The organism is Pseudomonas sp. TWP3-2, assembly GCF_049897765.1.
Lineage (GTDB): Bacteria > Pseudomonadota > Gammaproteobacteria > Pseudomonadales > Pseudomonadaceae > Aquipseudomonas.
Genome location: NZ_JAFCWW010000003.1, coordinates 1 through 19162, shown reverse-complemented (window position 1 = coordinate 19162; position 19162 = coordinate 1). Strand labels below are relative to the sequence as shown.

The 19162-nt window shown below is 59.2% G+C and carries 18 protein-coding genes; 5 read left to right on the top strand and 13 right to left on the bottom strand.

Going from position 1 to position 19162, the window contains the following annotated elements; translation table 11 throughout:
- Nucleotides 1-73 precede the first annotated feature (73 nt).
- On the bottom strand, nucleotides 74-1762 hold the full coding sequence (gene fadD2 / locus ACP7EE_RS05525) for a long-chain-fatty-acid--CoA ligase FadD2 (RefSeq protein ID WP_426233848.1): 1689 nt from the start codon (nucleotides 1760-1762) through the stop codon (nucleotides 74-76).
- Between the two features lie 223 nt (nucleotides 1763-1985).
- Between fadD2 and ACP7EE_RS05520 the strand changes: the two genes are divergently transcribed.
- Both ACP7EE_RS05520 and ACP7EE_RS05515 read left to right on the top strand, forming a co-directional pair.
- The gene (locus tag ACP7EE_RS05520) at nucleotides 1986-2930 is read left to right on the top strand and encodes a lysophospholipase (protein WP_426233847.1); all 945 of its coding nucleotides are present in this window, start codon (nucleotides 1986-1988) and stop codon (nucleotides 2928-2930) included.
- 43 nt (nucleotides 2931-2973) lie between these two features.
- On the top strand, nucleotides 2974-3444 hold the full coding sequence (locus ACP7EE_RS05515; protein WP_420646355.1) for a MaoC family dehydratase: 471 nt from the start codon (nucleotides 2974-2976) through the stop codon (nucleotides 3442-3444).
- Nucleotides 3445-3518: 74 nt separating this feature from the next.
- Here the strand turns inward: ACP7EE_RS05515 and ACP7EE_RS05510 are convergent, their stop codons facing one another.
- A complete protein-coding gene (locus ACP7EE_RS05510; RefSeq protein ID WP_426206227.1) occupies nucleotides 3519-3986 on the bottom strand; it encodes a ferritin-like domain-containing protein in 468 nt (155 codons plus the stop codon).
- Between the two features lie 207 nt (nucleotides 3987-4193).
- Here ACP7EE_RS05510 and ACP7EE_RS05505 point away from each other — a divergent pair, with 207 nt between their 5' ends.
- Together ACP7EE_RS05505 and ACP7EE_RS05500 are read left to right on the top strand one after the other, a co-directional pair.
- A complete protein-coding gene (locus ACP7EE_RS05505) occupies nucleotides 4194-4430 on the top strand; it encodes a DUF3820 family protein (RefSeq protein WP_010457368.1) in 237 nt (78 codons plus the stop codon).
- Nucleotides 4431-4456: 26 nt separating this feature from the next.
- Nucleotides 4457-5638 (top strand): aminotransferase class V-fold PLP-dependent enzyme, encoded by a 1182-nt coding sequence (locus ACP7EE_RS05500; RefSeq protein WP_426233846.1) that lies wholly within the window; start codon nucleotides 4457-4459, stop codon nucleotides 5636-5638.
- Here the strand turns inward: ACP7EE_RS05500 and ACP7EE_RS05495 are convergent.
- The 4 genes from ACP7EE_RS05495 to zwf all read right to left on the bottom strand — a co-directional run bounded on the left by ACP7EE_RS05495 (nucleotide 5635) and on the right by zwf (nucleotide 9386).
- Entirely contained in the window at nucleotides 5635-6351 is a 717-nt protein-coding gene (locus ACP7EE_RS05495) for an intradiol ring-cleavage dioxygenase (RefSeq protein WP_420646351.1), read from the bottom strand. The genes ACP7EE_RS05500 and ACP7EE_RS05495 overlap by 4 nt on opposite strands.
- Nucleotides 6352-6533: 182 nt before the next feature.
- The gene (locus ACP7EE_RS05490; protein ID WP_426206229.1) at nucleotides 6534-7199 is read right to left on the bottom strand and encodes a bifunctional 4-hydroxy-2-oxoglutarate aldolase/2-dehydro-3-deoxy-phosphogluconate aldolase; all 666 of its coding nucleotides are present in this window, start codon (nucleotides 7197-7199) and stop codon (nucleotides 6534-6536) included.
- Between the two features lie 17 nt (nucleotides 7200-7216).
- Complete coding sequence (pgl, locus tag ACP7EE_RS05485; protein WP_420646349.1) at nucleotides 7217-7930, bottom strand: 6-phosphogluconolactonase; 714 nt, start codon at nucleotides 7928-7930, stop codon at nucleotides 7217-7219.
- Nucleotides 7917-9386 carry a glucose-6-phosphate dehydrogenase gene (zwf, locus tag ACP7EE_RS05480; protein WP_426233845.1) on the bottom strand — a complete coding sequence of 490 codons (1470 nt, stop codon included), beginning with the start codon at nucleotides 9384-9386 and terminating at the stop codon, nucleotides 7917-7919. Before zwf ends, pgl begins: the two co-directional genes overlap by 14 nt.
- Before the next feature lie 226 nt (nucleotides 9387-9612).
- Here zwf and ACP7EE_RS05475 point away from each other — a divergent pair, with 226 nt between their 5' ends.
- Nucleotides 9613-10473, top strand: a complete 861-nt coding sequence (locus ACP7EE_RS05475) for a MurR/RpiR family transcriptional regulator (protein ID WP_178129043.1) — start codon at nucleotides 9613-9615, stop codon at nucleotides 10471-10473.
- A 235-nt stretch (nucleotides 10474-10708) separates the two neighbouring features.
- Here ACP7EE_RS05475 and ACP7EE_RS05470 read toward each other — a convergent pair whose 3' ends face one another.
- The 7 genes from ACP7EE_RS05470 to ACP7EE_RS05440 all read right to left on the bottom strand — a co-directional run bounded on the left by ACP7EE_RS05470 (nucleotide 10709) and on the right by ACP7EE_RS05440 (nucleotide 18877).
- Nucleotides 10709-11563, bottom strand: coding sequence for a D-hexose-6-phosphate mutarotase (locus tag ACP7EE_RS05470; protein WP_426233844.1), 855 nt, complete (start codon nucleotides 11561-11563; stop codon nucleotides 10709-10711).
- Between the two features lie 114 nt (nucleotides 11564-11677).
- On the bottom strand, nucleotides 11678-13024 hold the full coding sequence (locus tag ACP7EE_RS05465) for a carbohydrate porin (protein WP_426206232.1): 1347 nt from the start codon (nucleotides 13022-13024) through the stop codon (nucleotides 11678-11680).
- 98 nt (nucleotides 13025-13122) lie between these two features.
- Nucleotides 13123-14283 carry an ABC transporter ATP-binding protein gene (locus ACP7EE_RS05460; RefSeq protein ID WP_426233843.1) on the bottom strand — a complete coding sequence of 387 codons (1161 nt, stop codon included), beginning with the start codon at nucleotides 14281-14283 and terminating at the stop codon, nucleotides 13123-13125.
- A gap of 2 nt (nucleotides 14284-14285) precedes the next feature.
- Nucleotides 14286-15131 (bottom strand): carbohydrate ABC transporter permease, encoded by an 846-nt coding sequence (locus ACP7EE_RS05455; RefSeq protein ID WP_426206234.1) that lies wholly within the window; start codon nucleotides 15129-15131, stop codon nucleotides 14286-14288.
- Nucleotides 15124-16032, bottom strand: coding sequence for a carbohydrate ABC transporter permease (locus ACP7EE_RS05450; RefSeq protein WP_420646343.1), 909 nt, complete (start codon nucleotides 16030-16032; stop codon nucleotides 15124-15126). Before ACP7EE_RS05450 ends, ACP7EE_RS05455 begins: the two co-directional genes overlap by 8 nt.
- 166 nt (nucleotides 16033-16198) lie before the next feature.
- Entirely contained in the window at nucleotides 16199-17500 is a 1302-nt protein-coding gene (locus ACP7EE_RS05445; protein WP_426233842.1) for an ABC transporter substrate-binding protein, read from the bottom strand.
- Between the two features lie 117 nt (nucleotides 17501-17617).
- Nucleotides 17618-18877 (bottom strand): AGE family epimerase/isomerase, encoded by a 1260-nt coding sequence (locus ACP7EE_RS05440; protein ID WP_426233841.1) that lies wholly within the window; start codon nucleotides 18875-18877, stop codon nucleotides 17618-17620.
- Nucleotides 18878-19162 lie beyond the last annotated feature (285 nt).

Sequence of the window (19162 nt, the reverse complement as noted above, 5' to 3'; positions counted from 1 at the left end):
GCCGCAGCTCCTACAGGGAAACACATTCCAAATGTAGGAGCTGCGGCACGCTGCGATCTTTTCGCTTTATGGCTTACGCGATATCGCGCAACTCCCTACGCAAAATCTTCCCGACCGGCGTCATCGGCAAAGACTCGCGCAACACGATGTGCTTGGGCACTTTGTATGCGGTGAAATTCTCTTTGCAGTAGGCCTTCAGCTCTTCCAGGCTGACGCCGTTTTCGCGCGCGACCACAAACAGCTTCACCGCCTCGCCCGAACGCTCGTCAGGCACGCCGATCACCGCGCAGTTGGCGACTTTCGGGTGGGCCATCACCACGTCTTCGATTTCGTTCGGGTACACGTTGAAACCGGAGACGATGATCATGTCCTTCTTGCGATCAACGATGCGTACGAAACCGTCCGGGTCGATCACCGCGATATCACCCGACTTGAACCAGCCCTCGGCATCCAGCACTTCGGCGGTGGCCTCGGGTTTCTGCCAGTAGCCTTTCATGATCTGCGGGCCTTTGATGCACAGCTCACCGCGCTCCCCCGCCGGTTGTTCGACACCGTCGTCATTGATGACTTTCAGCGTGGTGCCCGGCACCGGCAGGCCGACTGTGCCGAGCCGCGACAGGTCACCGTACGGATTGGTGCAGGCCACCGGTGAGGTTTCGGTCAAGCCGTAACCTTCGGTGATGCGGCAACCGGTGAGAGCTTCCCAACGCTCGGCCGTGGCTTTGACCAGCGCGGTGCCGCCGGAGTTGGTCAACTTAAGCGTGGAGAAATCCAGGGTCTTGAAATCCGGATGCTCCATCAGCGCCACGAACAGCGTGTTGAGGCCAAGCAGCGCCGAGAATTTCCAGTTTTTCAGCTCCTTGATGAAGCCGGCAATGTCACGCGGATTAGTGATCAGAATGTTGTGGTTGCCCGAGACCATCATGCACATGCAATTCGCGGTGAACGCATAGATGTGGTACAGCGGCAGCGGCGCGATCATCACCTCCTGGCCCTCGCGCAGCAGCGGCTGACCGTCGCTGCCGAACTGCCCGAGGCAGGCGCGCACCTGCTGCATGTTCGCCACCAGATTGCCGTGCGTGAGCATCGCGCCTTTGGCCAGGCCCGTGGTGCCACCGGTGTATTGCAGCACCGCGATGTCATCCAGGCTGACCTTCAGCGGCTTGATCCCGAGACCACGCCCCTGGCGCAACGCGCTCTTGAACGAGATGGCCTGGGGCAATGAATACGCCGGCACCATCTTCTTCACTTTGCTGACCACGGTGTTGACCAGCCAGCCCTTGGCGGTGGGCATCAGGTCGCCCATCTTCGCTTCGATCAGGTACTCGATGTCGGTGTCCGCCAGCACTTCCTGGACTTTCTGGCCGAACATGTTCAGGTACACCAACGCCCGCGCCCCGGAGTCCTTGAACTGGTGGCGCATCTCCCGCGCGGTGTACAGCGGGTTGGTGTTGACCACGATCAGCCCGGCGCGCAACGCGCCGAATACGGCAATCGGATAATGCAGGATGTTGGGCATCTGCACCGCAATGCGATCCCCCGGCACCAGATCGGTGTGCGCTTGCAGGTAACCGGCGAACGCCGCGCTCTGACGCTCGAGTTCGGCGTAGGTCAGGGTCACGCCCATGTTGCTGAACGCCGGGCGGTCAGCGAATTTCTTGCAGGAACGCTCGAACACCTCGATCACCGACTTGAATTCACCCATGTCGATGTCCAGGGGTACGCCCGCCGGGCGTTTGTCATTCCAGAAATCAGGTTGCATTGTTCTTGTCCTCTTTACCTGAGCCGATCCGGGCCGCTGTTCTGTCACTTCTCAGCAAGCCGAAGTGACAAGCGGTGCTTCACGGACACTAGCAGCTATGGTCAATCAGGCAAATACGCCCGGCGTCCTCATTGATCGTATGAATCTTCCTGCCGTGGCGTGGGCTGATCGGACGCGCTATACAATGCAACGTCAGACCGCCCATGTAGCAAAAGGAAGCGCCATGATCCACGACACCTTCTGGCTGGACGCGAGTGACCGCAGCCGCCTGTTCGTCAACCAGTGGTTGCCGGGCGCACCGCTCAAAGCCGTGATTTTGCTGGCCCACGGCATGGCCGAACACAGTGGCCGCTACGCGCAACTGGCGGAGCAGTTGTGCGCTGAAGGTTACGGCGTATATGCCCCGGATCTGCGTGGTCATGGCAAAACCGCCGAACATGGGACGCTCGGACATTTCGCCGATGACGATGGCTGGTGCAAGGTGATCGGCGATCTGGCCAGCCTCAACCAGCACATCGGGCAGCGCCATCCCGGCGTACCCATCGTGCTGCTCGGGCACAGCATGGGCAGCTATTTGGGTCAGGCATATTTGCTGCACCACAGCGCCAGTCTGCACGGGGCGATTCTCAGCGGGTCGAATTTCCAGCCAGTCGCGCTGTACCGCGCAGCCCGGCAGATCGCCCGCCTCGAGAAATTGCGCCAAGGTGCCAAGGGTCGCAGCGCGCTGATCGAATGGCTGTCGTTCGGCTCCTTCAATAACAAATTCAAACCGGTGCGCACGCAGTTCGACTGGCTGAGTCGCGACTCGGTCGAGGTCGACAAGTACGCCAACGACCCGCTGTGCGGCTTTCGCTGCACCAATCAACTGTGGATCGACCTGCTCGGCGGCTTGCAGCAAATCAGCAAAGCGTCCAATCTCGCGCAGATTGATCCCGGCCTGCCGTTGCTGGTGATCGGCGGCGAATGTGATCCGGTGAGCGACGGCAAGCGTCTGACTGATCTGGCCAACGCCTTGCGCTCGGCCGGCAGCCAGAACCTGCAGTTGAATATCTACCCGCAGGCGCGCCACGAATTGTTCAACGAGAGCAACCGCGAGCAAGTGATCGCCGATGTGCTGACCTGGATCGATCAGGCCCTGAGCCACCGCCGACCTCACCGAAGCGAATAATTTTTTGTGGATTGATCGAATCCCGCTACAGGAATTGAAACCGATGACCCAAGTGACCAACACCCCTTACGAAGCCCTCGAAGTCGGCCAGACCGCCAGCTACACCAAGCACGTCGAAGAGCGCGACATTCAGCTGTTCGCCGCGATGTCGGGTGACCACAACCCGGTGCACCTCGACGCCGAATTCGCCGCCGCCAGCATGTTCAAGGAGCGTATTGCTCACGGCATGTTCAGTGGCGCGCTGATCAGTGCTGCGGTAGCGTGTGAGTTGCCTGGGCCGGGGACTATTTACATCGGTCAGCAGATGAGCTTTCAGAAGCCGGTGAAGATTGGCGACACGCTCACCGTGCGCCTGGAGATTCTCGAGAAGCTGCCGAAGTTTCGCGTACGGATTGCTACTCGCGTGTTCAACCAGCGTGATGAATTGGTGGTGGATGGCGAGGCGGAGATTCTGGCGCCGCGCAAGCAGCAGACGGTGACATTGCCGGTTTTGCCGCCAATCAGTATTGGCTGATCTCTGAGCGGCCTGAATTGCAGACATAAAAAAACGCCAGACTGGCTGGCGTTTTTTCTACTGACTACGAACGCTTAAGAACGCGCACGAGCCTGGTTACGCAGGGCTTTCACCTGGTCGTGGTTACGTTGCACGCCGTGGTATTGACGCTCAACCAGATCACGAATACCAACAAGGCCGTGCTTGTTGATCTTCTCGATCGCTTCACGATAAGCCTTCAGCGCGTGGTCTTCACCGCGCTCGGCTTCGTTCAGTACCGCTTCTTCGTCTTTGCCGGTGAACATGGCTTTGACGTCGACCCAACGACGGTGCAGATCACCGCTGACGCTGGTGGAAGTTTCCGGATCGCCGCCCAGCTTGCGAACTTCGGCCTGCAATTCTGCAGCTGCTGCAGCGCAGTCGGCGGAGCGGGTTACGAACAGGGTTTTCAGCTCTGGGTGCTTGATGTCTTCAGCGCAAGTCTTGAACCCTTCCTGACCGTCTTTGCTGGTTTCGATCAGGTCGTTGAGTACGGAGATGGCTTCTTTATTCATGTCGGTCATTTTTCAATTCCTTGCGGGTTGATGAAAGATGCAAGGGATATTGCAGAGTGTGTGCCAGCTTTTTTATTTTTAGAAATACGTTAATTATCAATGACTTAAAGATAATTGAACTATCTGTATCTCGGTAATTTGCATGATCTGTCATTTGGCCTGCATGCAGAATGCCTGTATTTTCCACAGTGTTTTTGAAGCCAGACGGTCGCGCCGATGAATCCCGAAAAACTTGAACTGCTGATCACCCGCGAGATGCCTTTCGGCAAATACAAGGGCCGGATCATTGCCGACCTGCCCGGCCAGTACCTCAACTGGTTCGCCCGCGAAGGTTTCCCCCACGGCGAACTCGGCGGGCTGCTGGCGTTGATGCAGGAAATCGATCATAACGGTCTGTCGGACTTGCTCGAACCGCTGCGCGCCAAACATGGCAAACCTGCACCGCGCCACTGAGGGCGCATCCTTGAATCGAGTCAAACATGCCTGATAACACCCTGCGCGCCCACGACGAAGATTTCTGGGAAACCTTTTGCGGCCGCTACGACCTGCAATCGGGCCCGATCAACCTGGAGAACGGTTACTTCGGGCGCATGTCGCGTACCGTGGTCGAGGAGTATCAGCGCAACATCGAGCTGATCAACAACAGCAATTCGATCTACGTGCGCCAGCAGTTCGAACAGCGCGACAGCCTCGACATCCGCGCGCAACTGGCCGAGTTGATAGGCGTGCGTGCGCAAAGCGTGGCCTTCACTCACAACGCTACTGCCGGCCTGCAAGCGCTGATTCGCAACTACAACCAGTTGCAGCCGGGCGATCAGGTGTTGATCAGTGATCTGGAGTACGACACGGTCAAGGGCGCAATGCGTTGGCTGGCACGCCATCGCGGGGTCGAAGTGATCGAGATCGAACACGCACATCCGACCAGTTTCGATTACCTGCTGGCCACCTACCGCGAAGCGTTCATCCGCTATCCCAAGCTCAAGTTGATGGCGCTGACCCATGTTACCCACCGCACCGGTCTGGTGATGCCAGTGCAGGCGATTGCTGCGCAGGCCAAAGAGCACGGTGTCGATATCATCCTCGACGGCGCTCACGCACTGGGGCAGATCGAATTCGATCTCGAAGCGCTGGGCATCGCTTTCGCCGCGTATAACCTCCACAAATGGATCGGTTCGCCGCTGACTCTCGGTTTCCTGTATATCGCGCCGCAGCGCCTGGCCGATATTGATCCGGACATGGGCGAGATGCATTTCCCGATCAACGATATTCGTTCGCGTGTGCCCTACAGCACGCCGAATATTCCGGCTCTGATGACTTTGCCGCTGGTGTTCGAAGAACACCGCTCGCTGGGTGGCGCGGCCGCCAAGGGTGCGCGGGTGAATTACCTGCGCAACCTGTGGGTCAGCGCCGTGCGCAATCTGCCCGGCATCGAAGTACTGACTCCGGATGACCCACGCCTGTATTGCGGCATCACGGCATTTCGCTTTACCCGGCATACCGATCAACAAGCCATGGTTGAACGCTTGTTCGATAAGTACAACTTGTTCACCGTAGTGCGCACAGGTGCAGCCTGCGGGCCGTGCATTCGCATCACCTCCGGGCTGACCACCACCGTGGCGGACATCGAGTTACTGATCGGCGCGCTGAACGAACTGCGTTAAACCGTGTACTTGTCGAAATCCTCGGGCTTGATCTGCGACGACACCGCAAAGGTGTCGATGCCGATCGTCAGGTGACCGAAGAATCCGTCTTCATTGGAATCGCGGCCCACCGGCCAGACCGTCAGGGTCGACGCCTCACCCCCCATGTTCGCGTAATAGCTGTCCTCGGCGTTGTTCAACGGCGCCGAACCACGTCCGCGATAGGCTTTGGCATTCAGCACCGAACGTGAGGCGACTTCCGGGAAATACAGCTGACCGACCCAGGCGACGTTGCGTTCCTCCAGGTATTCATTACCGGCGACGATGCGCACCGCCACGTGAATGTGTAGCGCACGCCCCGCATAGAATCCCGGATAGATCGTAGTGAAGCGCACCCTGCCCTTGTGATCGCTGAACTGGCCGCCGCGCAGGTAAGTGTCGTCGTCGGTGCGCGGGATCGAGCCGATATCGTCGACAGTGACTTCCTGATCCGGATCAAGCCGGCTCCAGCCGGAGTAAGCGCCACGCGCGTTGCAGTGCCAGATATCCACCAATGCTCCATTGACCGGTTCGCCGGTCATGGCGTCGACGATGGTCAGACGCAAAAGAAGCGGCAAGCCCTCGGCGCCTTCGCTGATGTTGCGGCGCAGCAGTTTAGGGTTACGGAAATACGGCCCGGCGACTTGCTCGGGGGCCAATTGATAGATTGTTGAGGATGAAGACTGGTTTTCCATCTCGCGTTCTCTCTTCCTTAAGATGAACGCAGGTTAGCCCCACACGCCATGCCAAGTGCGGTAACTATGTATCGCGACATAACAAAGATTTTTGCGGGCAAAAAAAAACGGCGCACCGACCAAGTGCACCGCTAAAGCCGTAGAACACACAACGAAGTGTCAGGTAACAATTAAGTCCAGCATCAGTCCAGCAGCGCCAACGCCTCGGCAGTGCATTCCTGAATACGCGCCCAGTCGCCGTTCTTGATCCATTCAGGATCAAGCATCCAGCTACCGCCCACGCACATGACGTTTTTCAGCGCCATGTAGCTTTTGATATTGGCCGGACTGACGCCGCCAGTCGGGCAGAATTTCACTTCGCCGAACGGCCCGCCCAGCGCCTTGATCGCTGCCACGCCACCGCTGACTTCCGCCGGGAACAGCTTGAAGCGGCGATATCCCAAGCCGTAGCCTTCCATGATCCCGGAGGCGTTGCTGATGCCCGGCAACAGCGGAATCGGGCTGTCGACGCTGGCTTCCAGCAGGTCACGGGTGATGCCCGGCGTGACGATGAATTGCGAACCGGCGGCTTCGGCAGCCGCGAGCATGTTGCGGTCGAGCACGGTGCCGGCGCCGGTCATCAGCTCTGGACGCTGCTCACGCAGAATCTGGATCGCCTTGAGGCCGAATTGCGAACGCAGAGTCACTTCCAGCGCAGTCAAACCACCGGCAGCCAGGGCGTCCGCCAGTGGCAGCACGTCCTGTTCACGAGCGATGGTGATCACCGGCAGAATCCGCGCCTTGGCACAGAGGCTGTCGATCAGGGCAACTTTATCCGCCATGGAAACGGTCGGGGATGGGATTGTCATAGCGGCTGTTCCTTGGCTCATGGGCACCAGTAAATCTCTAACGTGGGTTGCAGAAACGCGCGAATCGGCAATGCGGCAACATCGTCACCCGCCAGTGCGGTATTCAGGGTGGTCAGTTTCGACTGACCGGAAATCGATAGAATCTTGTGCTTCGCCGAAGCCAGCAGCGCACGGCTCATGGTCAGGCGCTGACGCGGCACGCTCGGCGCGAGCATCGACCAGCAGCGACGCGTGCCATCGACTTGCAGCGCTTCGGCAAGGTTCGGGCTGCCGGGGAACAGCGACGCGGTGTGCCCGTCATCACCCATGCCCAGCACCAGCACGTCGATACCCGGCAGCTCGCCGAGCAAACGATCGGCCTGTTCAGCCGCCTGCTCTACATTCGCCGCAGCGCTGTACAGACTAAGGAACTGCGCCTTGGCCGCCGGGCCTTTGAGCAGATACTGCTTGAGCAAACCGGCATTGCTGTCGGCATGTTCGACCGGTACCCAACGCTCATCGGCGAGGGTCACGACAACGTTGGCCCAATCCAGATCCTGCTTGGCCAAGTGCTGGAAAAATGCCACCGGGCTGCGCCCGCCAGACACCACCAACACCGCAGTGCCGCGCGCCGCCAGTGCGTCGCTCAATTGCTTGGCGACATTCAGCGCCAGGCCTTCGGCAAGCAACACCGGACTCTTGAACTCGTGGGCGTTCACGCCCTCGGGCAGTTTCACATCAGATATCGCCATACCACGACCTCCCGTCCCGCGTGATCAATGCAATCGAGCTCATCGGCCCCCACGACCCAGCCGCGTACGGCTTGGGCGCGTCACCGGATTTTTTCCAGCCGGCGATCAACTGATCACACCATTTCCACGCGGCTTCGATTTCATCTTTACGGACAAACAGGTTCTGATTGCCGTTCATCACTTCCAGCAACAGCCGCTCGTAGGCATCGGGGATCCGCGCGCTACGCCAGGTGTCGGAGAAATTCAGTTGCAGCGGACCGCTGCGCAGTTGCATGCCCTTGTCCAGACCTTGTTCCTTGGTCATCACGCGCAAGGAAATACCTTCGTCCGGTTGCAGGCGGATGATCAGTTTGTTGCTGATCTGCAGGCGCTGCTCAGGGGCGAAAATGTAATGCGACGGTTCCTTGAAATGGATAACGATCTGCGACAGTTTCTGCGGCATGCGCTTGCCGGTACGCAGGTAGAACGGCACGCCGGCCCAGCGCCAGTTGCGGATGTCGGCACGCAAGGCAACGAAGGTTTCGGTGTCGCTCTGGGTGTTGGAATTCGGTTCTTCCAGGTAGCCCGGCACGGACTTGCCTTCGCTGTGTCCGGCGATGTACTGGCCGCGGACTACTTGGGTGGTCAGGCCTTCCGGGCTGATCGGCGCGAGGGCCTTGAGCACTTTGACTTTCTCGTCACGGATGCTGTCGGCGGACAGGTCGGCCGGCGGGTCCATGGCGATCAGACACAGCAGCTGCAACAGGTGATTCTGGATCATGTCGCGCAGCTGGCCGGCCTTGTCGAAGTAGCCCCAACGGCCTTCGATGCCAACCTTCTCGGCCACGGTGATTTCCACGTGGGAGATGTAGTTCTGGTTCCACTGGGTTTCGAACAGGCTGTTGGCGAAACGCAGGGCGATCAGGTTCTGAACGGTTTCTTTGCCCAGATAGTGGTCGATGCGGTAGGTGCGGTTCTCCGGGAAAAACTGCGCTACAGCGTCGTTGACCTTGCGCGAGGATTCGAGGTCCGAGCCGATCGGTTTTTCCAGCACCACGCGCGTATTTTCGGCCAGACCGACTTTCGCCAGGTTCTCGCAAATAGCGCCGTAGACGGCGGCCGGCGTGGCGAAGTAGGCAATCATGCGTTGGCTGCTGCCGGCCAGTTCGGCCAGCGCTACGTAGTCTTCAGACTTGAGGAAGTCGACGTGCAGGTAGGTCAGCCGCGCGAGAAAGCGCTCGACCACGGCTTCATTGAGATCTTTGGCTTCGACGTAACGGCGCAGTTCTTTAGTGATCAGCGCCAAGTGCTCCTGCTCGGTGCCGGGCTCACGGGCCAGCGCGATGATGCGCGTGTCCGCGTGCAGCAGATCGGCGCCGTCCAGCTGATAGAGAGCAGGGAACAGCTTGCGCAGGGCCAGATCGCCAAGCGCGCCGAACAAGGCAAAGGTGCACGGTTCAACCGTAATCGAAGGCATGATGTTTGTTCTTTTATCAAGTTAAGCTACAAATACCTTTTTTCAAGGCATCACTCAAGGGAAAATGTAGTAATAACCACAACATTTTCGCAAAATTCAGATTCCGAGTGGTGGACAGTCGGAGCCATCAGTAGGATAGGCCACCGTCACGGGCCATATCAAAGGCCCAATTTGCATAGCTGCGCGCTGATCGGCGCCGGTGAATCTAGGAATCCATATGGACCGCGTGCGAAATTTACTGGAACAAATCCAGAATCGCCTTGAAGACCTGAACAAGGCCGAACGCAAAGTCGCCGAAGTGATCCTGCTCAACCCACAGCAGGCCACCCGGTTCAGCATCGCCGCCCTCGCCCAGGCCTCCAAGGTCAGCGAGCCGACGGTCAACCGTTTCTGCCGTTCGTTCGGTGTCAGTGGTTATCCGGAACTCAAGCTGCAACTGGCGCAGAGCCTGGCCAGCGGCGCGGCGTATGTCAGCCGCGCGGTGGAAGCGGATGACAATCCCGAGGCCTACACGCAGAAGATTTTCGGCAGTGCCATCGCGTCCTTGGACAGCGCTTGTCAGGCGCTCGACCCGAACCTGATCAGCCGCGCGGTCGACCTGTTGATCCAGGCCCGGCAGATCCACTTCTTCGGCCTCGGTGCTTCCGCTCCGGTGGCGCTGGATGCGCAGCACAAGTTCTTCCGTTTCAATCTTGCGGTGACGGCCCACGCCGATGTGCTGATGCAACGCATGATTGCTTCGGTGGCGCACACCGGTGAGTTGTTCGTGATTATTTCCTACACCGGGCGTACCCGTGAGCTGGTGGAAGTGGCACGTATCGCTCGGGAGAACGGTGCTTCGGTGTTGGGTCTGACGGCCGAGAATTCGCCGTTGGCCAAGGCCAGTACTCTGAGCCTGAACATTCCGCTGCCGGAAGACACCGACATCTATATGCCGATGACTTCGCGGATCATTCAGTTGACCGTGCTGGATGTGCTGGCGACCGGCATGACTTTGCGTCGCGGGGTGGATTTCCAGCCGCATTTGCGCAAGATCAAAGAGAGCTTGAACGCGAGCCGGTATCCGGTGGGGGATGAGTTCAACTGAGGCTTTAGAAGCCAAAAGCCTACCCTCACCCCAGCCCTCTCCCGGAGGGAGAGGGGGCCGACGTTGTTGCTCTCCTGAGTTACATCGACCTGAACGATCACCGCGAGCTCAGGCTTGGCCAAGCCAAGTTCACCGCCAAAGTCGCAGGTCGATGGACCTGGCCAATCCACCTCGGTCAGTCCCCTCTACCTCTGGGAGAGGGCTAGGGTGAGGGCCGACTATAGGCCTGACACACTCAAGCCGCAGCCCAAGCCTGCAAACTCAAATGCGCCTTCTCCCCCGGCGCCAGATGCAGACTGTCAGTGCCCCCCGCCGCCGCCTCGACACAGACAAACTCCGACACCTCATCCCAGCTCACACCCAGCAGCGGCCGCGCCCCCGGATGCCACACCACGGTATCGGCGCTATCGCCGGTATCAATGCACAACTCACGCTGCCAGGCGTGATCCTTGAGCTGTAATTCACCGTCGTGCTGGAACACGCGCTGACAGCCGCCATCAACCCGTAACTCGCCTTCCTGCTGGCAAGCCTGACGATTCAACTGGTCATAACCCTGCGCGCCCTCAAGCCCAGACAGCGCTATCTCGGAAACATCGCCAATACGCCAGTAAGCGTGCAAGGCCTGACTCATCTGGCACGGCATGTCGTCCTGATGCTCGGTGCTCAGGCGTAATTCCATGCGTTCGCCGAGGTGCGCGTGCAGATCAACCTGCCAGTCGCACAGCTGTAACTGCCAGTGCAGACGCACGCCGTCGTCACTGGTGCTGCTGTCGAGCAGTTTCCAGTCGAGCAACCGCGCCCAGCCATGCGATGGCCACGCGTTTTCGCTCGGATGACGGCCATACCACGGCCAGCAAACCGGCACACCGCCGCGAATCGCGCCGACATGCGGCCACTTCGCCGCGCACCACAACCAGGGCTTTTGTCCGCGCGGCTGGAAGTGCAGCAACTGCGCGCCCTGACGACTGAACACCGCCTGACACAGCGGGTGATCGATCACCAACACATCGCGCATCTGATAGCGCTCCCAGGCGAACACCGGTCGTTCGCGCAAGGATTTGAAGAAGCGTTGCAGCGGATGCTCATGCATTTGCCACGGTCCTGAAATCGTCTTTTACAGGGTTGCGCCAAGCCCCAAAAAAAAGCGGACAGCCTTGGCTGTCCGCAAATATGCGCACATAGAGAGGAGCTTATCGCAGACGCGTTAGAACACCGACTGAATTTTCAGGCCAGCAACCAAAGCGTTATCCACTTCATCCACACCGCCCGGATGAGTGACGTATTGCAGGTTAGGACGCACTGTCAGCCAGTTGGTGACGTGGAAGCCGTAGTTGATCTCGTAGTTGTATTCGGTTTCACGAATTGGCGAGAACAGTGGGTTATCGTAGTTATCGACACCGTTGGCAGCGTTGACCAGTTCGGCATTGCGCTTCACGTCCTTGTTGACGTGAGTGCGAGCGAAACCGATGCCAACGTCATCTTTCGGACGCGCGTCGAACGGACCTTTGTACACAAACATCAGCGACTGGTAGTTGTCGATGAAGTTGGTGTCTTTGTCGTGGAAGGTCGCGTTTGCAGCGATGTTCAGACCGCGAGTCTTGTCACCGTTGTGGCTGGTGAGTTGTTGCTGGGCGACGAACCAGTAGCCGGATTTGCTGCTGTGGCTGCGGTAGGCATTGCCCGTGGTGGCGGCGTCATTACCGTTGTCGTCTTCGCGAACATCATCGGCCTTGGCCGTGCTCTTGTAGTAACCGACGCGGTATTCGCCCGGCAGACTGTTCGGGTTAGGCAACCAGACCAGTTCAACCGGCAACACCGTGCCTTTGGTGCCGCTGCCGCTGAGCTTGAAGCCGTTGCCGTGTTCCAGCTGCGACGGGTTCTGGTTGTATGCACCGATCTGCGCGTACAGCTCGTCGTTGATGTTGTACTTCACACGAATCGCGGCCTGGCTGACTGGCCAGTTGTACCAGATATTGGTGGCCCAGTTACCCACTTGCGAACCGCAGAACGCGAGGTTCTGGAACTCGCACGGGAAGGTGTTGAAGTCTTCACCTTCACCGAAGTAACCGGCCTTGATGTCGAGTTTGTTGTCGAAGAACTGGTGTTTGATCCACAACTGGGTCAGACGCACCATGTGGCCACGGCCGTAGACTTCTTGCGACGAACTCAGGGTGCCGGCACGCGGGTCGCCAACGCGGTCGTTGGAGATGTTCTGGCCGTTACGGTTGGTCAGCTGGATCTTCGCCTGAGTGTTATCCCAGCCCCAGAGTTTTTGCAGGTCGAGGGCCACGCCCAGACCAAACTGGTCGGCGTAACGCGCAGTCTTGTCGTTGTTGAAGCCACCGTGCAGGTTGCCGCCAACTTCACCGACGTAGTCTGCCTTGATGTCGATACCCTGCTCGATCAGCTTGGTCCGCTCTCCGCCCCAATCCCCGGTCATCCACTCGGAATCCGAGCTGAACGCGTCAGCCGCGTGAACGCTACCGGCGAGCATCATCGCCGCAATCGCGGACAACTGGCCGATACGCTGAGCGTTGGTGTTGTTCTTCATCCCTACATCCTCGTTTTATTGTTATTAACTGTTTTTATCTAACGCGGTTTACATAAATTGCGCTGGATGACAGGCCATCCAGCGCGGATCCGTTGTATTCAGCGACCTTTGAACTGCGCGACGTTGGCGCTGTGCGCCTCGGTCTGCGCCACGCCTGCAACCCCCAGGCGCTCGCCAGTCTTGGCATCAAACAGCAGCACTTTCGATGGATCGAATTGCAGGGTCAGGGTCTCGCCCACCTGCGGTGCCACGTCCGGCGCCAGTCGGCAGCAGACCTTGGTTTCGTTCAGATTGACGAACACCAGCGTGTCCGGCCCGGTCGGTTCGGTGACTTGCACTTCAGCGCGAATGGTTGGCAGGCCATTGGCTTCGCTGCCGGCCAGAGCAATCTGCTCAGGACGCAGACCGAGGATCACTTCACGGTCTTCGAGACCGGCGTCCTGCATGCCCATCGGCAATTCGCAACGCGCCTGACCACTGTCGAGCAGCGCCAGCAGACGACCGTCCTTGCGCTGCAAACGCAGGGGGATGAAGTTCATCGGCGGCGAACCGATGAAGCTCGCCACGAACAGGTTGGCCGGGTCGTTGTAGATCTCTTTCGGCGTACCGAACTGCTGGATGATGCCGTCCTTCATCACCGCCACTTTGTCGCCCAGAGTCATCGCTTCGATCTGGTCGTGGGTCACGTAGACCGTGGTGGTTTTCAGGCGCTGGTGCATCAGTTTCATTTCGGTGCGCATCTCGACCCGCAGCTTGGCGTCGAGGTTGGACAGCGGTTCGTCGAACAGATAAATCTTCGGCCGCCGCGCCAGTGCGCGGCCCATCGCCACGCGCTGTTGCTGACCACCGGAGAGCTGGCCCGGTTTGCGATTGAGCAGGTGCTCGATCTGCAGCAGTTTGGCCACGCGGGCGACTTCTTCATCGATCGCCGGCTGACTCATCTTGCGGATCTTCAGACCGAACTCGATGTTCTCGCGCACGCTCATGGTCGGGTACAGCGCGTAGGACTGGAACACCATGGCGATGTCGCGATCTTTCGGGCTCATGCCGCTGACGTCCTGGTCATCGATCATGATCGCGCCGCCGCTGATGGTTTCCAGTCCGGCGATGCAGTTCATCAGGGTCGATTTACCGCAACCCGAAGGGCCGACGAGGATCAGGAACTCACCGTCCTTGATCGACAGTTCGATGTTCTTCAGGGTGTCCGGCAGGCCGGCGCCATAGGTCTTGTTTACATTGCGAAGTTCGAGCGTAGCCATGATTACCCCTTGACTGCGCCGGCCGTCAGCCCGCGCACGAAATACTTGCCTGCGACCACATAGACCAGCAGGGTCGGCAATCCGGCGATCATCGCCGCCGCCATATCCACGTTGTATTCCTTGGCCCCGGTGCTGGTGTTGACCAAGTTGTTCAGCGCCACCGTGATCGGTTGCGAATCACCGCTGGAGAACACCACACCGAACAGGAAGTCGTTCCAGATCTGGGTGAACTGCCAGATCAGGCAGACCATGATGATCGGCGTCGACATCGGCAGGATGATCATGCGGAAGATCGTAAAGAACCCCGCGCCATCGAGGCGTGCGGCCTTGATCAGCGCATCCGGAATGCTCACGTAGTAGTTACGGAAGAACAGCGTGGTGAACGCCAGACCGTAGACCACATGGATGAACACCAGGCCGGTGGTGGTGCTCGCCAGCCCCATCTTGCCGAGGGTGAACGAGGCCGGCAGCAGCACGGTCTGGAACGGCAGGAAGCAGCCGAACAACAGCAGACCGAAGAACAGCTGCGAACCACGAAAGCGCCAGAACGACAGCACATAGCCGTTCAACGCACCGATGGCGGTGGAGATGATTACGGCCGGAACGGTGATCTTGATCGAGTTCCAGAAATAGCCGTCAACCGTGGCCCAGGCTTTCACCCAGCCAATGCCGCTGACCACGGTCGGCCAGCTCAGCAGGTTGCCGGTGCTGATGTCTTCCGGGGTCTTGAAGCTGGTCAACAGCATCACTACCAACGGCACCAGATACAGCAGAACGGCGAGGATCAGCACCGCGTAGATCGCGATGCGACTCAGACTGATGGCGGGTTTGCTAGCGAGACTAGTCATTACGCTTGGTCCTCAGCTCGGAGTACAGGTAAGGCACGATGATCGCGAGGATCGCACCGAGCATCAGAATCGCACTGGCCGAACCCATGCCCATCTGGCCGCGACTGAAGGTGAAGGAATACATGAACATCGCTGGCAGGTCGGACGAGTAGCCCGGGCCACCGGCCGTCATCGCCGCCACCAGATCGAAACTCTTGATCGCGATGTGCGCCAGAATCATCACGGCGCTGAAGAACACCGGACGCAGGCTTGGCAGCACGACTTTCCAATAGATGCGCGGCATGCTCGCGCCGTCGATCTGCGCGGCACGGATGATCGACTGATCAACCCCGCGCAGGCCGGCGAGGAACATCGCCATGATGAAGCCCGAGGCTTGCCACACAGCCGCGATGACCAGGCAATACACCACGCGATCCGGGTCGATCAGCCAGTCCAGACGGAAGCCTTCCCAGCCCCAGTCACGCAACAATTTGTCCAGGCCCATGCCCGGGTTGAGCAGCCATTTCCACGCGGTACCGGTGACGATCATCGAGAGCGCCATCGGGTACAGGTAAATGGTGCGGATGAAGCCTTCGCGACGGATTTTCTGGTCGAGGAAGATCGCCAGTGTCACGCCGATCACCAAGGTGATACCGATGAACATGCCACCGAACACCGCGAGGTTTTTGCTCGCGACCCACCAGCGGTCGTTGTCGAACAGGCGCTCGTATTGCGCCAGCCCGGCCCACTTGTAGGTCGGCAAGAACGTCGAGCTGGTGAACGACAGAACGAACGTCCACAGGATGTAGCCATAGAAGCCCACCAGAACGATGAACATGCTCGGCGCCAGCACCAGTTTCGGGAGCCAACGCTGCAATGCATCGAACGGCGAGGCCTTGCTGAACACAGCAACAGAACTCATGGGGAAATCCAGTACAGGGAAAAAGGACTACAGCCTTGAAGAATCAGTTTGTGGCGAGGGAGCTTGCTCCCGCTCGGCTGCGCAGCAGACGCCGCCTTTGGGGGTGCTTCGCACCCCAGCGGGAGCAAGCTCCCTCGCCACAGCAACCCGACTCCTGCAAAAGGTGTTATTTAGCGGACTTGATCGCGCTGCCGAGTTTCTTCGCAGCATCGGCCGGGTCGGCTTTCGGGTCGTTGATGTAGTTGGTCACAACATCAAAGAACGCGCCCTGCACGGCCAGCGTGGTCGCCATGTTGTGCGCCATGCTTGGTTGCAGGCCGCCGGACTTGGCGTCCGCCAGGAAGTCTTTGGCAGCAGTCTGTGCACACGAGTCGAAGCCGAGTTTTTCCATGTTGTTCAACATGTCGATGCGAACCGGGATCGAGCCCTTGTTGATGCTGAAGACTTTCTGGAAGTTCTCACCCAGCACGACTTTGGCGATGTCTTGCTGACCCGCCGCGGTGCCTGCGTCTTTTTGCTTGAACACCGCCAGGGAGTCGATGTTGTAGGTGAACGCCTTGTCGGTGCCCGGGAACGCTACGCACTCGTAGTCCTTGCCGGCGACTTTCTTGGCGGCGGTCCATTCGGACTTGGCCCAGTCACCCATGATCTGCATGCCGGCCTTGCCGTTGATGACCTTGGCCGCTTCGAGGTTCCAGTCCTGGCCTTTGCCGTCCTGGTCCATATAGGTCGCGACTTTCTTCAGCTCGGTCAGCGCCTTGACCATTTCCGGGCCGGTCAGGGTGGCGTTGTCCAGGTCAACCAGGGCTTTCTTGTAACCGTCGACGCCCATGACCGAAAGCACTACCGCTTCGAACACGGTGCTGTCCTGCCAAGGCTGGCCACCGTGGGCCAATGGAATGAAGCCTGCAGCCTTGAGCTTGTCGCCCGCTGCGTAGAATTCTGCGAGGGTGGTCGGCGCTTTTTCGATCCCGGCTTTCTTGAACACTTCCGGGTTGATCCACAGCCAGTTCACACGGTGAATGTTCACCGGCACGGCTACGTAATCACCTTCGAACTTGACGGTGTCGGAGACTTTCTTGTCGAGCAGGCTGTCCCACTTTTCCGACTTGGCGACGTCTTTCAGAACGTCAGTGTCGAGCAGACCGGTGGATGCCCATTCCTGGATATCCGGGCCTTTGATCTGGGCAACGCCCGGCGGGTTACCGGCAACAGCACGGCTTTTCAGCACGGTCATGGCAGTTGCACCGCCACCGCCGGCCACGGCGCCATCCTTCCAGGTAAAGCCGTCTTTTTCGACCTGGGCCTTGAGCACATCGACCGCAGCCTTTTCACCACCTGACGTCCACCAATGCACAACTTCCACCGAACCTTTGGAATCGGCAGCGGAAACACTGAGCGGCAACACAGCGAGAGGGAACAGGGAGGCAACAGAAATGACAGTGGCTAGGCGAGAAATCGCATTCATCTGAGATGTACCTTTCTTGTTGTTATGCATGCAAGTCTGGTGCTTGCGCTGCACGGAGTTTAAACAGAGCGCATCCCTGCGCAGGTAACGAAGGGACGCGCGAATGTCACGACATGGTTACACAGGAACAGCACAGGACAATTGCGCCAGAGCACTGGCCATGCTCGGCGCCAGCGGCAGACGCGGGATCAAAACCGCTTGCCAGGCGTGATACAGATCGGGTTTGCCCGCCCAGATATCGGCACTCGGGAGATTCTGCGGGTCGAGTTCGTGATGCCAACTGCCGTCGCAGCGGTCAATGAAATGGCTTTCACAAAATTCCCAGAACCGTCGGTACCAGGTTTCGTATTGCGCATCTCCGGTGCGTTTGAGCAGAGCACTGGCGGCGGCGCTGGCTTCGGCGTGCGTCCAGTGCAGGCGGTGGCGAACCACGGCTTTGTTGTGCCAGTCGAGGGTGTAGACGATGCCTGGCGCGCCATCGACGTCCCAACCGTGGCGGCAGTTATTCTCGAACAATTTTTGCGCGTCGGTGGCGAGCCAGCCGGGAGTCAGCATACCGGCCTGAACCCGCGCGGCTTCGAGGTGCAGCAACAGCCGCGCCCACTCGAAACCGTGGCCCGGCGTGGTGCCGTAAGGGCGGAAACCATCGGCGGGTTTGTCGGAGTTGTATTCGCGCAGCGGCTGCCAGTCGCGGTCGAAATGCTCGATCACCAGGTAATCGTTGGCGGCGGCGTGACCGTGGATCACCCGCTCGACGATGCGTTGCGCACGCACCAGCCAGCGCGGGTCTTCAGTGACATCGGCCAGTGCGAGGAAGGCTTCGGTGGCGTGCATGTTGCTGTTGGCGCCGCGATAGGCTTCTTCTTCGCTCCAGTCGCGGTTGAAGAATTCGCGCATGGCGCCCTCTTCTTCGCTCCAGAAATAGCTGTCGATGATGTCGATCGCGTCATCGAGCAGCGCTTGGGCGCCGGGGCGATTGGCGACCACCGCGGAACTCGCGGCGAGGGCGACGAAGGCGTGCAGATAAGCGTTCTTGCCGGTATTGCCGTCGCGGTGTTCGGCCGTGGCAAACCAGCCGCCGTGCAACGCATCGCGCAGTGGCCCACGCAGGGCCTGAATGCCGTGATCGATCAGCTCGGCGTAACCCGGCAGACCCTGAATGTGGGCCATGGCGAAGCTGTGAGTCATGCGTGCGGTGTTCATGGTTTCGGCTTGCGCATCAGCCTGAAGATGGCCGCGCTCGTCGAGATTGCCGAAGCCTTCAGGCAGGCGCGAAGCCTTGGCGAACGCCAGCAGACGCAGGCCTTCGGCAGCGAGCCATTGCTGGTGCGCGGGGGCGTTGAGCCAACTGCTGAAGCCGGGTTGGAAGTGATCCATGGGTGGCCTTTTTTGTTGTTATGACTGCGCGGAGTCTAAACAACGGGCCGGGACTGGCTTGTAACGAAGGGGGCGGGGTTTGTCACAGGACCGTGACAAAGAGCGACCCTCACCCCAGCACTCTCCCGGAGGGAGAGGGGGCCGACCAAGGTGTCTATGGTCAAACTGCAGTGGTCTAATTTCCCCGGACACCCCGATAGGTGGAAAATGCATCTATCGAGGAGTTATTCATGACCAAAAAACGCAGGGCATTCGACGACAGCTTCAAGCTGCAAGTCGTGAAGA